This is a genomic window from Geodermatophilus sp. SYSU D00710 (assembly GCF_054050195.1).
This window is the reverse complement of sequence record NZ_JBJGYX010000064.1, coordinates 1-13738: the sequence shown is the minus strand read 5'-3', so window position 1 is coordinate 13738 and position 13738 is coordinate 1. Positions and strand designations below refer to the sequence as shown.

At 77.7% G+C, this 13738-nt stretch carries 12 protein-coding genes; 6 read left to right on the top strand and 6 right to left on the bottom strand.

What is annotated here, in order from left to right:
• Positions 1-82 precede the first annotated feature (82 nt).
• Positions 83-1627 carry an APC family permease gene (locus ACI78U_RS21170; protein ID WP_456877369.1) on the top strand — a complete coding sequence of 515 codons (1545 nt, stop codon included), beginning with the start codon at positions 83-85 and terminating at the stop codon, positions 1625-1627.
• Here the strand turns inward: ACI78U_RS21170 and ACI78U_RS21165 are convergent.
• Positions 1593-2774 carry a lycopene cyclase family protein gene (locus ACI78U_RS21165; protein ID WP_456877368.1) on the bottom strand — a complete coding sequence of 394 codons (1182 nt, stop codon included), beginning with the start codon at positions 2772-2774 and terminating at the stop codon, positions 1593-1595. The genes ACI78U_RS21170 and ACI78U_RS21165 overlap by 35 nt on opposite strands.
• A 111-nt stretch (positions 2775-2885) precedes the next feature.
• On the opposite strand from ACI78U_RS21165, the gene ACI78U_RS21160 reads away from it, so the two are divergent.
• Positions 2886-3560: a dienelactone hydrolase family protein gene (locus ACI78U_RS21160; protein ID WP_456877367.1), complete on the top strand. Its 675-nt coding sequence runs from the start codon at positions 2886-2888 to the stop codon at positions 3558-3560.
• Here ACI78U_RS21160 and ACI78U_RS21155 read toward each other — a convergent pair.
• A complete protein-coding gene (locus ACI78U_RS21155; RefSeq protein WP_456877366.1) occupies positions 3536-3919 on the bottom strand; it encodes a YchJ family protein in 384 nt (127 codons plus the stop codon). The genes ACI78U_RS21160 and ACI78U_RS21155 overlap by 25 nt on opposite strands.
• A 4-nt stretch (positions 3920-3923) precedes the next feature.
• Positions 3924-5564, bottom strand: coding sequence for an alpha-amylase family glycosyl hydrolase (locus ACI78U_RS21150; RefSeq protein WP_456877365.1), 1641 nt, complete (start codon positions 5562-5564; stop codon positions 3924-3926).
• Between the two features lie 521 nt (positions 5565-6085).
• Here ACI78U_RS21150 and ACI78U_RS21145 point away from each other — a divergent pair.
• Positions 6086-7114 carry an LLM class flavin-dependent oxidoreductase gene (locus ACI78U_RS21145; protein ID WP_456877364.1) on the top strand — a complete coding sequence of 343 codons (1029 nt, stop codon included), beginning with the start codon at positions 6086-6088 and terminating at the stop codon, positions 7112-7114.
• Between the two features lie 93 nt (positions 7115-7207).
• Here ACI78U_RS21145 and ACI78U_RS21140 read toward each other — a convergent pair whose 3' ends face one another.
• On the bottom strand, positions 7208-8200 hold the full coding sequence (locus tag ACI78U_RS21140) for a YihY/virulence factor BrkB family protein (RefSeq protein ID WP_456877363.1): 993 nt from the start codon (positions 8198-8200) through the stop codon (positions 7208-7210).
• A gap of 133 nt (positions 8201-8333) precedes the next feature.
• Between ACI78U_RS21140 and ACI78U_RS21135 the strand changes: the two genes are divergently transcribed.
• The gene (locus tag ACI78U_RS21135; RefSeq protein ID WP_456877362.1) at positions 8334-8615 is read left to right on the top strand and encodes a PspC domain-containing protein; all 282 of its coding nucleotides are present in this window, start codon (positions 8334-8336) and stop codon (positions 8613-8615) included.
• Positions 8616-8690: 75 nt separating this feature from the next.
• On the opposite strand, the gene ACI78U_RS21130 is transcribed toward ACI78U_RS21135, so the two are convergent.
• Positions 8691-11411 carry an AAA family ATPase gene (locus ACI78U_RS21130; RefSeq protein ID WP_456877361.1) on the bottom strand — a complete coding sequence of 907 codons (2721 nt, stop codon included), beginning with the start codon at positions 11409-11411 and terminating at the stop codon, positions 8691-8693.
• A gap of 193 nt (positions 11412-11604) precedes the next feature.
• Between ACI78U_RS21130 and ACI78U_RS21125 the strand changes: the two genes are divergently transcribed.
• Positions 11605-12084: a VOC family protein gene (locus tag ACI78U_RS21125; protein ID WP_456877360.1), complete on the top strand. Its 480-nt coding sequence runs from the start codon at positions 11605-11607 to the stop codon at positions 12082-12084.
• Here the strand turns inward: ACI78U_RS21125 and ACI78U_RS21120 are convergent.
• The gene (locus ACI78U_RS21120) at positions 12074-12817 is read right to left on the bottom strand and encodes a dienelactone hydrolase family protein (RefSeq protein WP_456877359.1); all 744 of its coding nucleotides are present in this window, start codon (positions 12815-12817) and stop codon (positions 12074-12076) included. The genes ACI78U_RS21125 and ACI78U_RS21120 overlap by 11 nt on opposite strands.
• A 130-nt stretch (positions 12818-12947) precedes the next feature.
• Here ACI78U_RS21120 and ACI78U_RS21115 point away from each other — a divergent pair.
• A partial coding sequence (locus ACI78U_RS21115; protein WP_456877358.1) for an FAD-dependent oxidoreductase occupies positions 12948-13738 on the top strand: 791 nt, incomplete at its 3' end.

The following is a 13738-nucleotide window of genomic DNA, read 5'->3' as shown; positions in this document are numbered from 1 at the left end:
CCCGGTCCCGGTTCGCCGGGGACCGCGCCGTCGGCGAGAGTGGTGCGGCCCAAGACCTCACTCACCGGAAAGGCCCCTCGACGTGCCCCCCTCGGACGACGGCGACCCCCACCTCGCGGAGTTCGGCTACCGACAGCACCTGGACCGCAGCATCGGCCGGTTCTCCAGCTTCGCGGCCGGCGTCAGCTACATCTCGATCCTCACCGGCACGTTCCAGCTCTTCTACTTCGGCTTCGGCGCCGGCGGGCCGGCCTACGTCTGGTCCTGGCCGCTGGTCTTCGCCGGGCAGCTGATGGTGGCGCTGTGCTTCGCCGAGCTCGCCGCCCGCTACCCGGTGGCCGGGTCGCTCTACAACTGGACCAAGCGGCTGGGCAGCGCGACGACGTCGTGGCTGGCCGGCTGGGTGATGCTCACCGCCTCGATCGTGACCCTCGCCGCGACCGCGCTGGCCTACCAGATCACGCTGCCGCAGCTGTGGTCGGGCTTCCAGGTCGTCGGCGACGGCACCGGCACCTACGACGTCGCCGTCAACGCCGTCCTGCTGGGCGGTCTGCTCATCACGTTCACCACGCTGGTCAACGCCTTCGGCGTGCGGCTGATGTCCCGCATCAACAGCGCCGGGGTGTTCATCGAGCTGGTCGCGGCGGTGCTGATCGTCGTCGTCCTCGCCCTGGCGATCACCCGCGGGCCGCAGGACGTCCTGTTCGACACCGGCGGCCGTGGCGAGGGGCAGCCGCTGGGCTACCTCGGCGCCTTCCTGGTCGCCGCGCTCGCCTCGGGCTACGTCATGTACGGCTTCGACACCGCCAGCTCGCTGGGCGAGGAGACGAAGGAGCCGTCCCGCACCGCCCCGCGGGCCATCATCCGGGCGATCACCGCGTCGTTCGTGCTCGGCGGGCTGATCCTGCTCTTCGGCCTCATGGCCGCCCCCTCCCTCACCGACCCGGCGCTGTCCTCGGGCAGCGGCGGCCTGCAGTACGTCCTGCTCTCGGTGGCCGGCACGGGGCTGGGCAAGGCGTTCCTCGTCTGCATCGTCGTCGCGGTCACCGTGTGCTGCCTGGCGGTGCACACCGCGGCCATCCGGATGACCTTCGCCATGGCCCGCGACAACGTGCTGCCGGCCAGCGCCCGGCTGGCCCACGTCGACCCGCGGCGGCGGACGCCGGTCGTGCCCGCCGTCGTCGTCGGCACGCTGGCGGTGGGCGTGCTGCTGCTCAACGTCCGCCAGCCGCAGGTGTTCACCGCCCTGACCAGCATGGCCGTGGTGATGATCTACCTGGCCTACCTGCTGGTGACCGGGCCGATGCTGGTCGCCCGGCTGCGCGGTCGCTGGCCGGCACCGGCGCCGGCCGGGCGGTTCTCGCTCGGGCGCTGGGGGCTGCCGGTCAACCTGCTCGCCGTCCTGTGGGGCGCCGGCATGGCGGTGAACCTGGCCTGGCCGCGGCGCGAGATCTACAACGCCACCGGCCCGCAGCACTGGTACCTGCAGTGGGCCGCGCCGCTGTTCATCGGCGCGATCGTCGCGGTGGGGCTGGCGTGGTACCTGCTGCGCCAGCGCAAGCGCACCGGCGTGCTGCCCGAGCACGCCGCCGTCATCGAGCCGACCCCGCCGCCCGCGCCCGCCTGAGCCGGGGCACCCCCCGCGCGACGCGGCCCAGCAGCCGGGCGCGCTGCGCGGGGGAGAGGGCGGCGAACACCCGCGCCATCGCCCCGGCGACCGCGGAGGGCGGCGACCCGACGTCGAGGTAGGCCGCCCACGCCCGCTCGGGCAGGGTGAAGAACGCGGCGAAGAAGGCGTCGGTGGCGGCGGTGTCCAGCGGCAGCAGCACCTCCAGGCCCAGGCCGAGCAGCGCCGCCGTCGCCCGGGGCCGGGCCGCGCGCACCGCCCGCCGGGCCGCGGCCGGGCCGCCCCCGCCGGTGAGCGAGGCCGCCACCCCGGCGCCCAGCCGCAGCGACGCGGCCACGCTGTAGCCGGTGGCCGGGTGCACCAGCCCGGCGGCGGCACCCAGCGGCGTGCCCGGGCCGCCGCGGGGCGGCGCGTCGAGCGGGATCGCCACCCGCTCGGCGGCCCCGGCCGGGCGCAGGCCGTGGGCGGCGAGCAGCGCGGCCAGCCGGTCCCGCAGGCCGGGCAGCGGCAGCGGCGGCCGGGCGGCGAGGGAGGTGGCCTCCAGCAGCACGGTGCCGTCGTCGAGGGGGAGCCCGTAGAGGAACGCCGGCGGCGCACCGGGTGCGGCCAGCGCCGTCCAGTCCATGAGCAGCGCGCCGCCGGGCGGCACGAGGTCGGGGACCGGACCGGCCACCACCTCGCCCCAGGCCCGCTGCTGCGCCGTCCCCGGCCCGCCACCGCGGGCGTCGAGGACCACCCGCGCGGCCAGCCGCCCGCCGTCGGCGAGGACGGCGACCTCCCCGTGCTCGACGGCCGTCACGCGGCCGGTGACCACCGTCCCGCCGGCCGACCGCAACCGGTCGAGCAGCGCGGCGTGCACGACGTCGTTGCGCAGCCGGGCGTAGCCGCGTGCGAGCCGCCGCTCGCCGCCCGCGGCGGTGCGGACCACGGTCGGGGCGTACCGCGCCGCGGCGGCGGCCGGGTCGAGGCCGAGCGGCACGGCCGCGGCGTCGAGCTCGTCGGCCCACAGGCAGTAGGTGGCCGGCCAGGCGCGCAGCGACGGGGTGACCAGCGCCGTCCGCAGGCCCGCCGCGGCGCACGCGGCCGCGGCCGACAGGCCCGCGGGACCACTCCCCGCCACCAGGACGTCGAGGTCGGCGGGGGGCACGGCGGCAGACCACCACACCCCCGGTCCGGGCGCCAGGCCGGGGGTGCGCGTCGGTCCGGGCGGGTCCGGGTACCCGGGAGGACGGAGTCCGTCGCCCGAGGAGGGACGTCGATGCGCGCCGGGGGACCGGTCGAACTGCCCGCAGCCGGAACGGTGCTGGCCGGTGACCTCACCGTGCCGCCCGGTGCCCGCGGGGTGGTCCTCTTCGCGCACGGCAGCGGCAGCAGCCGGCACAGTCCCCGCAACCGGGAGGTGGCCGCCGCGCTGCAACGGGCGGACCTCGGCACCCTGCTGCTGGACCTGCTCACGGCTGCCGAGGAGGAGGTCGACGCCCGCACGCGGGAACTGCGCTTCGACGTCGGGCTGCTCGCCGGCCGGCTGACCGCCGCCGCCGACTGGCTGGGCGGCGCGCCGGGCACCGCCGGGCTCCCGCTGGCCACCTTCGGCGCCAGCACCGGGGCCGCCGCCGCGGTCGTCACGGCGGCCGACCGTCCCGACCGCGTCGTGGCGGTGGTCTCCCGCGGCGGCCGTCCCGACCTGGCCGGGGAGGCACTGGAGCGGCTGCGGGCGCCGACGCTGCTGATCGTGGGCGGGGCCGACGAGCGCGTGCTCGAGCTCAACCGCGCGGCCACCGCGCGCCTGCGGGCGGTGCACGAGCTGGCCGTCGTCCCCGGCGCGACCCACCTGTTCCCCGAGCCGGGCGCCCTGCGGCACGTCGTCGAGCTGACGCTCGGGTGGCTGGACCGCTGGCTGCCGGCGCGTCAGGCCGGGTCGCCGTCGACGTAGACCCAGCGGCCGCCGACGCGGCGGAACCGGCTCCGCTCGGCCTGCACGTGCTGCTCCCCGCCGGCCCGGGCGGACGCGCGGAAGGTGACCGTGCCCTCGGCGTCGAACAGCCCGCCGCCGGTCGTCCCCAGCACCTCCAGCCCGGTCCAGCGCACCCCCGGGTCGAGGTCCAGCGTGCGCGGCCGGGTGGCGGGGTCCCAGGTCGCGAGGAGGTGGGCCGGGTCGCCGACGGCGAAGGCGCTGTAGCGCGACCGCATCAGCTGCTCGGCGCTCGCCGCGGTCGCCGTCCCGTCGTGCAGCCGGCCGCAGCACTCGGCGTAGGCCAGGCCGGTCCCGCAGGGGCAGCGTCGGGGGCGCACCCCCTCAGTCTTCAGCGATCCAGACGGCGGTGTCGGGCGGCAGGGCCACCGAGCGGGCCGAGGAGTGCACGCCCGGGCCCGACTCGAGCAGCACCTGCCCGCGCGAGCGGACCAGCACCGGCTCGCCGCCCATGTTGACCACGCAGCGCACCGTGCGGCCGGCGCCGGTGCACCGGACGGTCAGCACGTCGCCGCGGGTGCTCACGGTGGCCTCGCCCGTCCCCAGCGCGGGGTGCTCGGCGCGCACGGCCAGCGCCTGGCGGTACAGGTGAAGCACCGAGCCGGAGTCGCGGGTCTGCCGGGAGACGGCGTGCCGCTTCCACTCCGCGGGCACCGGCAGCCACGGCCTGGCCGAGCGGTCGCGGGAGAAGCCGACGCCGGTGGTGGCGTTCCACGGCATCGGCACGCGGCAGCCGTCGCGGCCGGCCCGCGCGCCGCCGCTGCGGTGGAAGATCGGGTCCTGCTTGCACTCGTCGGGCACGTGCGCCTGCGGCAGGCCGAGCTCGTCGCCGGCGTAGACGTAGGCCGAGCCGGGCAGCGACAGCAGCAGCAGGGCCGCCGCGCGGGCGCGGGCCAGGCCGGTCTCGCCGCCGCCGAAGCGGGTGACCATGCGGTCCTTGTCGTGGTTGCCCAGCACCCAGCTGACCGGTGCGCCGACCCGCCCGAAGGCCTCCAGCGCGCTGCCGATCGCCTCGGCGAACGCGGGGGTCTCCCACCGCGACTTGAGCAGCCGGAACGACAGCGACTGGTGCATCTCGTCGGGCCGCGAGTACAGGGCGACCTCGTCGAGGTCGGCCAGGCAGACCTCGCCGACCAGCATGGTGTCCGGGTACTCGTCGCAGATCGACCGCCAGCGGCGCCACACGTCGTGCACCTCGGGCTGGTTCCACGTCATCGCCTGCTCGGGGCCGTGGCCGAACAGCGTGGGGGAGTACTCGCCGGGGTTGTCCCGCAGGCCGGCGTCCTTGTAGAGGCCGTAGGCGACGTCGACCCGGAAGCCGCTCACGCCCCGGTCGAGCCAGAAGCGCAGGGTCCGCTCGAAGTCCTCGGCGACGGCGGGGTCGCGCCAGTTGAGGTCGGGCTGCTCGGGGGCGAACAGGTGCAGGTACCAGCGGCCGTCGGGGGTCCGCGACCACGCCGGCCCGCCGAACAAGGACCGCCAGTTGTTCGGCGGCTGCTCCGACGGCGGGGCGAAGTGGTACCGGGACGCCTCGGGGCAGTCCGGGTCGGCCAGCGCCGCCTGGAACCACGGGTGCTGGTCGGAGGTGTGGTTGGGGACGACGTCGAGCACCACGCGCAGGCCCAGCCGTCGCGCGTCGGCGACCAGCGCCTCGACGTCGGACACGTCGCCGTACTCGGGGTCCACCGCCCGGTAGTCGGTGACGTCGTAGCCGCCGTCCGCGCCGCCCGAGGGGTAGTGCGGGTTGATCCACAGCGCGTCGACGCCCAGCCACGACAGGTAGGGCAGGCGGGCGCGCAGGCCGGCCAGGTCACCGATGCCGTCGCCGTCGCCGTCGGCGAACGAGCGCAGGTACACCTGGTAGACGACGGCCGAGCGCCACCACGGGCCGTCCTGGGCGGGCGTCTCCCGGGACCACGGCTGCTGACCGGCGACGGTGCCGGCCGCGACGAGTCGAGCGGACATGCGCCCAGGATCGGCACTCAGCGTGGTCGGACGGCAGTGTCCCGACGCCAAAGGGTGAGGTCGTGATCGTCACATCTCGCCGAACGTGCAGGTGCAGGCGTCGGTGCGTGTCCTCCCGCACACCCGGATGGGCGACCGCCCCGTCCGTGTTGCACCAGCCGTCCCACGAGTCACGAGCCGCGGCAGCGCCGCGGCAGGGAGTACCCGCACCATGACCAGCTCGATGGCCGATCGCGCCGTCTGTCACCGTCACCCCCGGCACGTCTGGATCGCCAGCTGCCCCGACTGCACCTCCTGGCACCTCGCCGGCCTGCGGGCCCGGCGCGGTGAGGGCGCGGCGCCCCGTCCCCGCGGGACGGGGGACACGCCCGCGCAGACCGCCTCGGCGGCCTGAACCACCCCCTGACGCCCCTCCGGCCGCCCCCGGCCCGAGGGGCGTCGTCGTCCCCGGCCGCCGCGCCGTGCGGTTCACTGGTGGTTGAACGCTCGACGACCCGCTCCCACCCCGCAGGAGGACCGCCGTGCACCTGGGCATCGACAGCTTCGTGGCGGCGGTGACCGACCCGGCCACCGGTCGCGCCGTGGGACCGGAGGAGCGGATGGCCGACCTGCTGGAGGAGATCGAGACCGCCGACCGGGTGGGGCTGCACTCCTTCGGCATCGGGGAGCACCACCGGCCCGAGTACTACGACTCCGCGCCGCCGGTGATCCTGGCCGCGGCGGCCGCCCGGACCTCGCGGATCCGGCTGGGCAGCGCGGTCACCGTGCTGTCGGCCGCCGACCCGGTCCGGGTCTTCCAGCAGTTCGCCACCCTCGACCTGATCAGCCGCGGCCGCATCGACCTCGTCGTGGGCCGGGGCTCGTTCACCGAGGCGTTCCCGCTCTTCGGCCTCTCCCTCGCCGACTACGACGAGCTGTTCGACGAGAAGCTCGACCTGCTGCTGCGCATCCGGGCCTCGGAGGAGGTCACCTGGTCCGGCCGGCACCGGCCGGCGCTCACCGGGCAGGGCGTGTACCCCCGGCCGCTGCAGGACCCGCTGCCGGTCTGGGTCGGCGTCGGCGGCACGCCGCTGTCCTTCGTGCGCGCCGGGGTGCTCGGCCTGCCGCTGATGGTCGCGATCATCGGCGGCGAGCCGCGGCAGTTCGCGCCGTTGGTCGACCTGTACCGGCAGGCCGGCGAGCGGGCCGGGCACCGGCCCGAGGCCCTGAAGGTGGGCCTGCACGTGTTCGGCTTCGTCGCCGAGAGCACGGAGGCCGCCGCGGACACGATCTACCCCGGCTGGCACGAGATGTTCGCCAAGGTCTCCCGGGAGCGCGGGTTCCCCCCGCCCAGCCGGGCGCGGTTCGACGCCACCAGCGGGCCCGACGGGGCGTTCTTCCTGGGCGACCCCGACACCGTCGCCGAGAAGCTGGTGCGCGTGTCCGGGCAGCTCGGCGGCGTCGACCGGGTGTCGATCCAGATGACCAACCCGCGGCTGGCGCACGCCGACCTGCTGCGCGGCATCGAGCTGCTGGGCACCGAGGTGGCGCCGGAGGTGGCCGACGCCTGAGCCGCCCGCGCCGTCGAGTGAGCGGTTGCCGCCGCTCGGGACGGCGTGTCGCCGCGTGTCGCCGGCCGCAGCTGCGCGCTCGGGTCGCCGTCGTCAGGGGTCGCGCGGGAAGGGCGGGGCGTCGTCGGCCACCACCGCGCCCCGCTCACCCCGGGGGCGCTCGGGCCCGATCGTCGAGTCGCGCTCGGTCTGCCGCTCGGCCTCGGCGTTCACCACCGCGCCCAGGACGACCAGGAAGACGCTGAGCCACAGCCACACCATGCTGATGGCCACGCCGGCCAGGGAGCCGTAGGTGGCCGTGTAGTCCCCGAGGCTCTGCACGTAGCCGAACAGCGCCGCCGACGTCGCCAGCCAGAGGACCGTCGCGAGCACCGCGCCCCCGCTGATCCAGCGCCAGCGCGCCTGCCGCCGGTCGGGGCCGATCCGGTAGAGGACGGCGAGCACGACCACCATGAGCCCGGCCAGACCGAGCCAGAGCAGGACGGGTTCGACGGCGCGGACCGGTCCGGGTGCCCCGGCGACCACCGAGGACAGCAGGGTGGCGCCGGCGATCACCCCGCCCAGGAGCGCGGCCCCGCCCAGCACCACGGCCAGCCCGAGCCCGCTGCGCCGGAGGAAGCCCCGGGTCTCCTGCTCGTCGTAGGCCAGGGTCAGCGCGTCGACGAGGTAGGTGGCGGCGGTCGTCGCCGTCCACAGGGCCGCCACCAGGCCGCTGATCCCCCGCCAGGTGAGCACCTGGCCGGAGGCGGTGGTGATGCTGGTGAGCTGGTCGGCGACGAGGGGTTCGAGGTCGTCGGGCAGCACCTCGGCCATGTCCGACAGCTGGTCGAGGGCCTGCTCCGGGGTGTTGACGGCGCCGTAGATCGACAGCGCGGTCACCAGCACGGGGGCGATCGACAGCAGGGCGAAGAAGGCGACCGCCGAGACCTGCACCATCAGCCGCTCGCCGAACGCCTGCCGGGCGGACCGGCCGAGGACGTGCCACCACTCCCGGAGCGAGAGGTGGTGCGGGGACGTGGCGTCGCTCGACCCGGAGCGCGCGGCCGGCCCGCCGGTCGGCGCCCCGCTGCCGCGAGCGTCCGCCATGGACGGAGTGTGCCCGCTGCGCCGTCCCGGCACGCGGTGGGGCGGGTCGGGGGATCCCCGGACGCCGAGGACCAGGGACCGGTCCGGGCGTCGCCGGATACCCCGCCGCGGCCGCGCCCGGGAGGCTCGTGGCATGACACAGATCCCCTCCACCGCCTCCCGTCCCGAACTCCGCCGCGTCCGCTCCGGCGCGATGCTCGGCGGCGTCAGCACCGGCCTCGCGGTCCACACCGGCATCGACACCGTGCTGTGGCGGGCCGCGTTCGTGGCGCTGACCCTCGCCGGCGGCGTCGGCCTGGTGCTCTACGCCGTCCTCTGGGTGCTCACCCCGCCGGCGCCGCTGGCGCCGGGCGAGCAGCCGCGTCCGCTCGACCGGTTCGTCGACCGGCTGGCCGGCCGGGACGACGCCGCCTGAGCCGACGCCGCCCGAGACGACGCCGCCCGAGACGACGCCGCCCGAGACGACGCCCGAGCCGGGTGGGCGGGCCGCTCAGCCGCCGGGCGGAAGCAGCCGGGCCAGCTGCACCCGGGACCGCAGCCCGCGCTTGCGGTAGACGCTGGTCAGGTGGTGCTCCACGGTCTTCGGGCTGAGGAACAGCTCCGCGGCGATCTCCCGGTTCGACGCCCCCCGCGCCGCGAGGAGCGCGATCCGCGTCTCCTGCGCGGTGAGCGGCTCCTCCGGCAGCGGACGGCGGGGCCGCGCGGTCCGCCCGGTGGCCCGCAGCTCCTCCTCCGACCGCCGCGCCCAGTGCACCAGGTCCAGGGCGGCGAACGCGTCCGCGGCCGCGGCCAGCTCCTCGCGGGCGCGGGTACGGCGGCCCGACCGGCGCAGCCGCTCGCCGAACAGCAGCCGGGTGTGCGGGGTCTCGAAGGCGTCCGGCGCCGCGGCGTGGGCGGCCAGCGCCCGCTCGAACAGCGCGGTGGCCTCGTCGTCGTCGGGGCAGGCCAGGGCCCGGCAGCGGGCCACCAGCGCGGCGGTCGGCGGCAGCGGTGACCGCGACACCCGCTCGTACTCGGCGGCGAGTTCCGCGGCCTCGGCGAGCCGACCCAGCCCCGCCCAGGCCTCGACCAGCACCGGCGCCACGCCGAGCGGCTCGCCGAGCGGGCCGACCCCGCCGTCGGAGGCCAGCCGTGCCTCCAGCAGCCGCGCGACGGCGGCCAGGTCGCCGCGGCACAGGGCGCAGAACGCCTCGTTCACCGTGAAGTGGGCCGCCACCGCGGCGGTGCCGGCCCGGGTGACGAGGGCGCGGGCGCGGTCGAGGTACGCCGCCGCCTCGTCGTGCCGGCCGCGGGCGGCGGCCTCCCACGCGAGCAGCTCCAGGGCCGGGGCGGCGTCGGCGACGTAGCCGAGCTGCTCGGCGAGCTCGACGGCCTCCCCGGCGTCGGCGTAGGCGCCCGCGTGGTCCCCGAGCATCTCGGCCCGGCCGTGGGCGGTCATCGACAGCACGCTCACCAGCACCCCGAGGGCGCCGAGGGTGCGGGCCTCGCGCAGGCGGCGCTCGACGACGGGGACGGCGGCCAGCGGGTCGGCCAGCCAGCCCAGCGCGAGGACGAGCAGGGGCAGCAGCCGGGGCTCGGCGCGCAGCTCCGGGTCCGCCTCCATGCCCTCCACCGCCGCCCGGAGGTGCGGCCGGCCGCGGTCGGGGTCGCCGACGTGGAGGGCGGCGATCCCGGTGACCCATGCCGCCAGCACCCGCTGCAGGGGGTCACCGGTCTCCGCGGCGGCGGCGATCCGCCGCGCCGTCGCCTGCATCCCCGCCACGTCGCCGAGCCGGTGCTGCACGACGGCGAGGTCGGTGAGCACCCAGGCGGCGGTGCGGCCCTCCGCCGTCTCCGCAGCGGCCCGGAGCAGGTCGTGCGCGGCGGGCACCGAGCCCGTGTCCTGCTCGACCCGGCCGAGCACGTGCAGCACCTCGGCGCGCACCCCAGGGGGAGCCGCACCGCGCAGCACCTCACCGGCCAGCGCGCGGGCGCGGGCGGTGTCCCCGCCGTCGGCGGCGTCGCGCACGGCCGCGGCGAGCAGCGCCGCGGCCCGGGCGGCGTCGCCGGTCAGTGCCGCGGCCCGCTCGAGGGCCGCCGAGGAGGCGGCGAGCCCGCGGCGGCCACGGGCTCGGCCGGCGACCGCCGCCAGCTCGCCGGCCAGCGCCTCGTCCGGTCCGGCGGCGGCGAGTGCGCGGTGCCAGGTGCGGGCGACGTCGTCGCCGGTGCGCGCGGTCTCGGCGAGCAGGCGGTGGGCGCGGCGGCGGTCGGCGGGGGAGGCCCGGCGCCACACGAGGTTGCGCAGCAGCGGGTGCCGGAAGTCCAGGGCGTCGCCGGCGCACACGACGACGCCGTGCTGCTCGGCGGCGTCCAGCGCCGCGGCGGGGTCGGCGCCCGAGCGGGCGAGCGCCGCGGCCACGGTGGCGGCACTGCCGTCGTACGCCGCGGCCAGCAGCAGCACCGCCTCCCGCGCCCCGGGCGGCAGCGCGGCCAGCTCCGGGTCGAACGCGCCGGCCAGCGCCGGGCCGGTGGGCAGGTCCGCGGGCAGCGGCTCGGTGCCCGCACGCTGCGCCGGGGAGAGCGCCGCGGCCACCTCCAGGAGCGCGAGCGGGATGCCGCCGACGCGGTGGGCGAGCCGGCGCGCCACGGCGGGGGCCACCCGACCGGCGAGCAGCGTGCGGGCGTCCTCGGCGGGCAGTGCCGCCACCGGGAGGAGGTCGGCGCCGGGCACCGGGTCCGGGGACGGCCGCCGGGACACCAGCACCACGACCCGGTCCCCGTGCATCCGGCGGGCGGCGAACAGCAGCGCGCCGGCGGACTCGGCGTCGGCCCACTGGAGGTCGTCGACCACGACCAGCAGGGGAGTGCCCGACGCGGCCGCGGCCAGCAGCGAGAGGGTGCCGGCCCCGACCAGGTGCCGCTCGCCCGGGACGTCGGGCGGTCCCCAGCCCAGCGCCGCCGCGAGGGCCGCCGCCTGACCCGGCGGGACCCCGGCCAGCAGGGGGCGCAGCGGGCCGAGCAGCTCCAGCAGGACGGCGTGGGGGAGCGTCGCCTCCGACTCGATCCCGCGCGCCTGCAGCACGGTGGACCCGGTGGCGCGCGCGGCCGCGGCCCGCAGCAGCGCGGTCTTGCCGACGCCGGCCTCACCCTCGACGACCAGCAGCCCCGACCGGCCCGACCGGGCGTCGTCGAGGAGCCGGTCGATGCGTGCCAGCTCCGCCGTCCGGCCCACCAGGTCGGGGGTTTCCCCCGACGCGACGGCCTGCCCGCCGGCCGCACGCTCGTCCGGCAGGAGCCCATCGGGAGGACGCCATGACCACGACACCGGGGCGCAGCCTAACGCCGCGCGAGGCCCAGCTGAGGTGGATCGCCGCCTGGTTCGGAGCGCCGCTGGACCCGCGGCTGCTGCCGCGCCGGAGGCCCCGGTGACCGCCCCGGCGGTCGACCACCTGACCCTGACGGTGACCGACCTCGACCGCAGCCAGCGGTTCTACTGCGCGGTCCTCGACCTGGTCCGGCTCGCCGACTTCGGGGACGTCCGCGTGCTGGTGCACCCGGCCAGCGGCTTCACGCTCTCGCTGGCCCGCCACGGTGGAGGCGGCGGGCGCTTCGACGAGACCCGCACCGGGCTGGACCACCTCGGGTTCGCCGCGGGTTCCCGGGAGGAGCTGGCGGCCCGGGAGGCGCAGCTGGCGGCGCTGGGCGCGACGTACACGCCGGTCCGGGAGATGCCCCTCGGGTGGCACCTGAACTTCCGCGACCCCGACGGCATCGCCCTGGAGTTCGTCGCCCCCAACGCGCTGCTGGAGCAGGCGTACGCCGAGCTGCGCGACACCGACCTGTCGCCGGCGGGGATCGAGGCGCGGGCCCGCGAGGTCCTGGCCGCGGCGGGGGTCAGCCCCTGAGGTGCTCGGCGAACCAGGCGCCGGTGCGGGCCCAGGTGTCGGCCGCGGCCGCCGCGTCCGGCCGGATCCGCAGCACGTTCCGCAGCAGCGGGCGCAGCGGCCGCGGGCCGACCGGCGCGTCGTGCAGGAACCCGTGACCGACGCCGGGGTACTCGCGCACGTCGTGCTGGACCCCGAGCCGGGTGAGCACGGTCGCGAGCTCCGCGGCGGTGCCGCGCAGGCCCGGGTCCGCGCCGCCGTAGGCCGCGACGACGGGGCACGCCCCCAGCAGCGCGGTGTGCGGCTCCGCCGGCAGCCGCGCGTAGAAGACCGCCGCCGCGTCGAACCCGCGGGCGGCCACGTGCAGGGCCAGGCCCCCGCCGACGCTGGACCCCAGCACGCCCAGCCGGCCGGTGCAGCCGGGCATCGCCGCCAGGTGCGCGCGGGCGGCCTCGACGTCGGCGAACGGGCGCCCCCGCCCGGCGGCGACCGCCTTGAACGTCGGCACCAGGCCGCGCCGGGCGCCGCCGTCGGTGAACAGGTCCGGCATCAGCGCGAGGTAGCCGGCGTCGGCCATCCGCTGCACCTGCCGGCGCATGACACCGTCGATCCCGAAGGCCTCGTGCAGCAGCACCACCCCCGGCCAGGGACCGGGCCCCTCCGGGACGCCGAGGACACCGCGCAGCCCCGGTGTCCCGTCCGGTGCCGCGGGGATCGCGACGTCGCTGAGCGTGGCGGGCTGCAGACCGGTCATCCGCCGATGCTGGCAGAGCGGCGGGCCCCGGGACACCGGCTGCGCGCACGGAGGGCTTGGATCCGGCCGCGCCGTGTGAGGGGATGCCGGTACGCGCCCGGCGGCGGGCGCCGGACGCGGAGGTGCGCGGATGAGGGCGATCGTCGTCGGCGGCGGGGTCGCCGGCCCGGTGGCGGCCATGGCGCTGCAGCGGGCCGGGATCGAGGCGACGGTGCACGAGGCGCACCCCGCGCCGGCCGGGGACGTCGGCGCGTGGCTCGGCGTCCAGGTCAACGGCCTCGACGCGCTGCGGGCGATCGACGCCGAGGACGCCGTCCGCGCCGCGGGGTTCCCCACGCCCGTGATCGAGTTCCGCAACGCGGCCGGCCGGGTGCTCGGCGTCGTCCCCACCGGGGACCCCGGGCGGCCGCCGGGCATCTCGCTGCGGCGCTCGGACCTCTACCGGGCCCTGCACGCCGAGGCGCTGCGCCGCGGCATCGAGGTCCGCTACGGCTCCCGGCTGATCGGCGCGGAGGACACCGGCTCCGGCGTCACCGCGCAGTTCGCCGACGGCCGCACCGAGACGGTGGACCTGCTCGTCGGCGCGGACGGCGTCCGGTCGACGGTGCGGGCCCTGGTCGACCCCGGCTGCCCGCCGCCCCGCTTCGTGCCGGTGCTCAACACCGCCGGGTACTCCGAGCACACCCCCGACGACGCCGAGGTCGGCCGGCTGACCATGGTCTTCGGCCGGCGCGGCTTCGCCGGGTACCTCGCCGCGCCCGACGGCGGGACCTGGTGGTTCGCCAACCCGCCGCTGGCCGCCGAGCCGTCGGCGGAGGAGGTCGCCGGCACCTCCGACCTCGAGTGGCGGGGGGGGCTGGTGGTGCTGCTGGGGGGGGGGGGGGGGGGGGGGGGGGGGGGGGGGGGGGGGGGGGGGGGGGG

What these genes read in the sequence shown, in the direction of transcription:
- ACI78U_RS21150 (WP_456877365.1), bottom strand. Translation starts at nt 5,564, where the DNA reads ATGTCCGCTCGACTCGTCGCGGCCGGCACCGTCGCCGGTCAGCAGCCG.
- ACI78U_RS21140 (WP_456877363.1), bottom strand. Translation starts at nt 8,200, where the DNA reads ATGGCGGACGCTCGCGGCAGCGGGGCGCCGACCGGCGGGCCGGCCGCG.
- ACI78U_RS21135 (WP_456877362.1), top strand. Translation starts at nt 8,334, where the DNA reads ATGACACAGATCCCCTCCACCGCCTCCCGTCCCGAACTCCGCCGCGTC.
- ACI78U_RS21120 (WP_456877359.1), bottom strand. Translation starts at nt 12,817, where the DNA reads ATGACCGGTCTGCAGCCCGCCACGCTCAGCGACGTCGCGATCCCCGCG.
- ACI78U_RS21160 (WP_456877367.1), top strand. Translation starts at nt 2,886, where the DNA reads ATGCGCGCCGGGGGACCGGTCGAACTGCCCGCAGCCGGAACGGTGCTG.